The sequence below is a fragment of the Azospirillum sp. TSH20 genome, from assembly GCF_003115935.1.
Taxonomy (GTDB): domain Bacteria; phylum Pseudomonadota; class Alphaproteobacteria; order Azospirillales; family Azospirillaceae; genus Azospirillum.
Window position 1 is genome coordinate 1 of sequence record NZ_LGQU01000131.1, and the last position, 5,954, is coordinate 5,954.

The 5,954-nt window shown below is 66.9% G+C and carries 4 protein-coding genes and 1 pseudogene; 3 read left to right on the top strand and 2 right to left on the bottom strand.

Going from position 1 to position 5,954, the window contains the following annotated elements; genetic code table 11:
• Positions 1–197: pseudogene (gene eno / locus TSH20_RS29695) on the top strand (phosphopyruvate hydratase); the annotation flags it as partial.
• Between the two features lie 82 nt (positions 198–279).
• Here the strand turns inward: eno and TSH20_RS29700 are convergent.
• Together TSH20_RS29700 and TSH20_RS29705 are read right to left on the bottom strand one after the other, a co-directional pair.
• Entirely contained in the window at positions 280–1,344 is a 1,065-nt protein-coding gene (locus TSH20_RS29700) for a PHB depolymerase family esterase (RefSeq protein ID WP_109157596.1), read from the bottom strand.
• A 399-nt stretch (positions 1,345–1,743) separates the two neighbouring features.
• Positions 1,744–2,271, bottom strand: coding sequence for a peroxiredoxin (locus TSH20_RS29705; RefSeq protein WP_109152839.1), 528 nt, complete (start codon positions 2,269–2,271; stop codon positions 1,744–1,746).
• Between the two features lie 436 nt (positions 2,272–2,707).
• Here TSH20_RS29705 and TSH20_RS29710 point away from each other — a divergent pair, with 436 nt between their 5' ends.
• Positions 2,708–4,336 carry an ATP-binding cassette domain-containing protein gene (locus TSH20_RS29710; protein ID WP_247871686.1) on the top strand — a complete coding sequence of 543 codons (1,629 nt, stop codon included), beginning with the start codon at positions 2,708–2,710 and terminating at the stop codon, positions 4,334–4,336.
• A 70-nt stretch (positions 4,337–4,406) separates the two neighbouring features.
• Positions 4,407–5,822: an HlyD family type I secretion periplasmic adaptor subunit gene (locus tag TSH20_RS29715; protein WP_109157594.1), complete on the top strand. Its 1,416-nt coding sequence runs from the start codon at positions 4,407–4,409 to the stop codon at positions 5,820–5,822.
• Positions 5,823–5,954: the final 132 nt, after the last annotated feature.

The following is a 5,954-nucleotide window of genomic DNA, read 5'->3' on the forward strand; positions in this document are numbered from 1 at the left end:
CCGTCCTGTCGCACCGCTCGGGCGAGACCGAGGACAGCACCATCGCCGATCTGGCGGTCGCCACCAACTGCGGCCAGATCAAGACCGGCTCGCTGAGCCGTTCGGACCGTCTGGCCAAGTACAACCAGCTGATCCGCATCGAGGAGCAGCTCGGCGTCGCCGCCCGCTTCGCCGGCCGGGGCATCCTGAAGGCCTGATCGCGCTGATTTGAAAAAGCCCCTCTCCGGGTCGCCGGAGAGGGGCTTTTTTGTTGGTGGGGTGGGGGCAAGAGGCCGAACCTTACTCCCCAGCCAGCGCCCCAATCATCTTGCGGACGGCGGTCATCTGGAAGCCGCCCTTGCGGGCGAAGTCGTAGCCGGTGTAGCCGAACCAGTCCCAGCAGGCCTTGGGGTTGGAGGACAGCTTGGCGTCGCCGTCGATCTGCGGGTACAGCACGACGATGTTGTTGACGTCGGCCCAGCGGTTGTAGCCGGCGTTCACGGCGAAATGGTCGCCGATCAGGTTCGACGCCATCTTGCAGCCGTGGAAGGCGACATGGATGCGGCAGGTCTGCTTGCCGCCCTCGCAGGCTTCCGGAACATAGATGTAGCCGGTCTTGGCCATGCCGCTGCGGCTGGTGTCGCCGATGAAGGGCGCCTGGTTGAACAACTGCGGCTGGTGGGCCGCGGTAGGGGCGTTCGGGGTTCTGGCGTCGGCGTAGAAGAAGCGGACGATGGCGCCGGCCTGATCGTACTGGCAGTTGTTGATGTATTCGCTCTTTTCATCCTCTTTCGGGATGAAGTCGCAGGCGGCACCATAGCCGTCGGTGATGTAGGCGTGCGCCGCCTTCGGCAGCTTTACGTAGGAGACGTTCGCCTCCGGCACGCCCAGCGCCTTGTAGAACTGCTCCGTGGCGTCGGCGACCGGGCGCTTCACCGTCACGTCGTTGTCGCCGTTGAACAGGTAGATCTTCGACTGCGCCATGTTGGACAGCGGATCGATGTCCTTGGCCTTCTCCCGCGCCTTGGCGTTGGCGACCAGCGCGTCGACGTTGGGGGCGCCCATCGCCACGTCCATGCAGCGCTTCAGCGCCACCACAGCCGGGGCGATGCCGCCCTCCGACACCTCGGCGCAATCATAGGGGCCGCCGGCGACGAGGCCCGCCGCCTTGACCAGCCCCGAATAGGCGACCTGGAACTGCCCGGCCATATAGGCGCCGGAGGAGATGCCCGACACCGTGGTCTGCGCCGGGTCGATCTTGAGCTTCAGATCCGACAGCTTGACTTGAGCAGCCGCGGGAAGCGGTGCCAGGACGACGAGCGCCGCCAGCGCGGTTTTCAAAATGACTTGCTTGGAAATGCTCATGGGAGGGTCACCTTTGCCCTGCTAAGGGTGTCAACGTCGCATGGACAGCGGCGGTCTGCGCCCCGCCCCTTCGTCGCGTCATCCGTCCCCGCCGTGCCGATCCTGTCCCGGCAAGCCGGGCGGCGCACGATCAGATTGTTGCCGGCCGCCCCGCGGGCTGAAACCGTGGCCGAAGCCGGCGCAGAAGGTAGCAATGCAATAATGATTGTCTAATAAAAAGAATATCGACCGCCGCGATGCACGCATTCATACGCAATGCTGCACCCTGCCCCCGCCGGCGGCGCAGGCGTGGGGTGGTCATGGAAAAGGCCGGCGGAGCCTTCGCCCCGCCGGCCTTTCACCATGCACCCTGTGGACCGTCCCGCCCTGCGGCACCCGGTCGGCGCCGAATCGGGTGTCTCAGCTCCGCAAGTAAGCCAGCACGGTCTCCGGCGAGGATTCGCCGTAGGGGTCGCCGTTCTCGCCTTCGTCGTTGATGCCAGGCTCCTCGAACCACTTCTCGACGACGCCGTCCTTCACGACCATGGCATAGCGCCAGGACCGGAAGCCGAAGCCGACATGGTCCTTGTCGATCAGCATGCCCATACGGCGGGTGAAATGGCCCGACCCGTCGGGGATCAGCTTCACCTTCTTCAGGTTCAGGCTCTTGCCCCACTGGTACATGACGAAGGCGTCGTTGACGCTGAGGCAATAGACCTCGTCGATGCCCAAATCCTTGAAATCGTCATAGAGCCGCTCAAAGGCGGGGCACTGCTCGTTGGAGCAGGTCGGCGTGAAGGCGCCGGGCAGCGAGAAAAGAACCACCCGCTTGCCCTGGAACAGCTCGTCGCTCCGCACATCCTGCCAACGGAACGGGTTGGGTCCGCCGACGCTCTCGTCGCGCACGCGGGTCTTGAACACCACCGAGGGGACCTTGCGCCCTTCCATCATCTTCTCCGGCTGTGGTTGGGGTGGACCGGCGGAATCGCCGCTGCGGGCCACGATACCGGCAATGCCCGGCCCCTCCAACCGGCCATAGGTCATGCGTCCCTGCCGGCCAGCGGGGCAAATCACCCCGAATGAACAAACAATACCGGAGTAGTCTTGCGCAAAAGTGGTGGCATCCGGTGGCAATCCTGTGACGTCCCCGAATGTTAAGGTCCCATTTACCAAGATGGCGTTCTCTGACCTCGCCTGCATCCAGTGGGCACTGCGCTGACCGGTGACAATTGGAGGGCTGTTTATGCCTGTTACTACCAAGTCCAACTCTTTTCGACAGCCCGGCAATGATAAGCCGGAAGCCGCTTTCAATCGCGGTTATTTCACCAGGATACTCGTTAGTACATTTATCTTCAGCGCCACCATCAACGCCCTGATGCTGGCCATGCCGCTTTATTCTCTTCAGGTGTTCAGCCGCGCCATTCCGTCCGGCAATTACGACACCCTGATCATGCTGACGTTGATCGTCGTGCTCGCGCTGACGCTGAGCGGCTTGCTGGAGATGGTGCGCTCCCGCCTGCTGGCCCGCGCCGGCAACGCGCTGGAGGTGCGGTGGCGCCGCCGGCTGACCGCCGACGCGCTGGACGCCGCCGGCCGCGGCCGTCCGGACAATGGTCCGCTCGCCGACCTGATGGAGCTGAAGGGCGCCTTCTCGCGTCCGTCGCTGCCGGCGCTGATGGATCTGCCCTGGGCTCCGCTCTACGTCATCGGCATCTACGTCATCCATCCGATGCTGGCGCTGGTGCTGGTGGTGTCGATGGCGATCATGGCGGTGATGGGCTGGATCGGCTACATGGCCGTCAAGGACATCAACGACGAGAGCAAGCTGCCGGCCAGCCGCGCCCAGAAGCTGTTCGAGGCGCTGGCCTCCCGCTCCGACACCGTGCGCGGCCTGCGCATGGGCAACGCCTCGCTGGATGCCGTCAACCGCGACTTCCTGACCGCCAGCGCCATGCAGGGCCAGGGCTATGAGCGCAGCGCCGCCATCGGCGCCGCCACCAAGTGGGTCCGCATGGTCCTGCAGATCGCTGTGACGGGCATCGGCGCCTGGCTGGTGATCGAGCAGCACCTGTCCTTCGGCGGCATGATCGCCACCTCGATGCTGGTTGGCCGCGGCCTCGCCCCGATCGAGCAGACCGCCGGCGCCTGGGGCGGGCTGGTCCGCTCCGCCCAGGCCGTCCGCCGCCTGCTGCCGCTGCTGAAGCGCCTGTCGCGTGAGCCGGAGCGTCCCTCCGTGCCCGTCGAGAGCGAGCGCCTGACCGTCGAGAACCTGCTGTTCGTCTCCCCCCGCGACCAGAAGCCGATCCTGCGCAGCGTCACCCTGTCGGTCGAGCCCGGCGAGACCGTCTGCATCGCCGGCCCCAACCGCTCGGGCAAGTCGGTTCTGGCCCGCCTGCTGGCCGGTGTCGCCCTGCCGTCGGCCGGTACGGTGCGGCTGGGCGGCCTGTCCGTCGCCACCCTGACCCCCGACAGCCCCGAACAGGGCATCGGCTACCTGCCGCAGCAGGTCGATCTCCTGCCCGGCAGCATCGCCGACAACATCGCCCGCTTCACCACCGCCACCCGTGAACAGGTGGAAGAGGCCGCCAAGGCCGTCGGCCTCCACGAGTGGATCGAAAGCCTGCCCATGGGCTACGAGACCGAGGTCAACGATCCGCTGTCCCCGATCACCGGCGCCAGCGCCCGCCTGATCGGCCTTGCCCGCGCCGCCTTCGGCCAGCCGCCGCTGCTGGTGCTCGACGAGCCGACCGCCGGCCTGGACGAGCTGGGCATCAAGGCGGTCCGCGCCTTCGTCGCGGCCTGCAAGGAGCGCGGGGCGACCACCATCGTCATGACCCACGCCCCGATCTTCGTCGACATGTCCGACCACACCTATGTCCTGAAGAACGGCATGGCGATGGAGCTGCCGCGTCCGGACCAGCAGCAGGCCCAACCCGGCGCCGTCAACCTCGCCCGCCTTCGCAATCTCGGCCCTCAGGGTCCGTCCGCCGCCACGGCGGGGGCCGCCGGCTGACCGCCGGCACTGCCCCCAAGACCGACCATCCGGTTAGCGACGCCCGACCCGACAGAGCCAAGGAAGCCCCATGACCACGATGACCACGACGTTCCCCGCCCCGCTGTCCGGTGACAACGGTTCCGAAACCCCCGCCGGCAAGCCGTCGCGCAAGACGGCGACCATCACCTCGATCCATGCGCTGCGGGCGACGATGCCGGAAACCGGCGTGCGCGGCCTGCTGCTGGGCGGCTTCCTGGTCCTGGCGGTCGGCTTCGGCGGCATGACCGGCTGGGCGGCGGTGGCCCCGCTGCACAGCGCGATCAGCGCGTCGGGCTCGCTGGCGCCGGAAACCGGCCGCAAGGTGGTGAAGAACACCGAAGGCGGCGTCATCAGCGCCATCCTGGTCCATGAGGGCGACCGGGTCGACGCCGGTCAGGTCCTGATGCGGCTGGACAACACCGAGGCGCAGACCCGCCTGGACATGCTGAACGCCGCGCTGTTCGACACGCTGGCCTCCGAAGCGCGCCTGTCGGCCGAGCTGTTCGAGAAGCCCGCCATCGAATGGCCGGCCGAGCTGGCCGCCCGCCGCGGCAAGGAGCCGGCGGTCGACAACGCCATGCAGAACCAGGAGAAGCTGTTCCAGGTCCGTCGCAACCAGCTGGAAACCGAGGCGAAGCTGACGCAGGACCGCATCGCCACGCTGGGCGACGAGGTGAAGAGCCTGGAGCAGCAGCGCGCCTTCCTGAACCGCGAGATCAAGCTGTCGGACGAGGACATCCAGATCACCCAGGGCCTGCTGGACCGCGGCAACTCCACCCGCACCAAGCTGGTGGCGGCGCAGAAGGAGAACGCGCAGCTCCACGCCCAGGACCACGAGCTGGAAGCCCGCATGTCGCAATCGCGGCAGCAGGCGGTCGACGCCCAGGGCGATCTGGTCCGCCGCCGCAGCGACTTCCGCGAGAAGGTGCTGGTCGAGCTGGACAAGGCGCGCGGCGACGCCCAGAAGCTGGCCGAGCAGATCCGCGACGCCAAGAACCGCCTGGACAACCGCACCATCAAGGCGCCGGACGCCGGCAACGTCGTGATGTACGGCCACCCGGCCGTCGGCGGCACCATCACCGCCAACGAGCCGGTGCTGGACATCGTCCCCGACGACAAGGCCCTGCTGGCCGAGGTCCGCATCCAGCCGAAGGACATCAAGTCGATGGCCGTCGACCTGCCGGTGAAGGTGCAGTTGACCGCCTATGACAGCCGCGTCGTCGGCACCATCGACGGCACCGTCTCCTACGTCTCGGCCGACCGCCTGACCGACAACGCGACCCGCCAGGAATATTATCTGGCCCGCATCCGCCTGAAGGACGCCGACAGCCACGAGGTCCGCAACCTGAAGATCAAGGCCGGCATGCCGGTGGAAGCCCGCATCGTGCTCTCCGCCCGCACCCCGCTGGACTATCTGATCCAGCCGCTGCGCCAGTCCTACGTGAAGGCGTTCATCCAGGAGTGACGGGTGGATGGGGGATGGGGGTGCGAGGTTAGACCCCCACCTATCCTCCCCCGCTCTCAGCGGACCTACGGTCCGCCTGCCGCGTCAGCACAAAGCAAAGCTTTGTGCGAGAGCTGGGCGGGGGAGGGACTG

What these genes read in the sequence shown, in the direction of transcription:
- TSH20_RS29705 (WP_109152839.1), bottom strand. Translation starts at nt 2,271, where the DNA reads ATGGAAGGGCGCAAGGTCCCCTCGGTGGTGTTCAAGACCCGCGTGCGC.
- TSH20_RS29700 (WP_109157596.1), bottom strand. Translation starts at nt 1,344, where the DNA reads ATGAGCATTTCCAAGCAAGTCATTTTGAAAACCGCGCTGGCGGCGCTC.
- TSH20_RS29710 (WP_247871686.1), top strand. Translation starts at nt 2,708, where the DNA reads ATGCCGCTTTATTCTCTTCAGGTGTTCAGCCGCGCCATTCCGTCCGGC.
- TSH20_RS29715 (WP_109157594.1), top strand. Translation starts at nt 4,407, where the DNA reads ATGACCACGATGACCACGACGTTCCCCGCCCCGCTGTCCGGTGACAAC.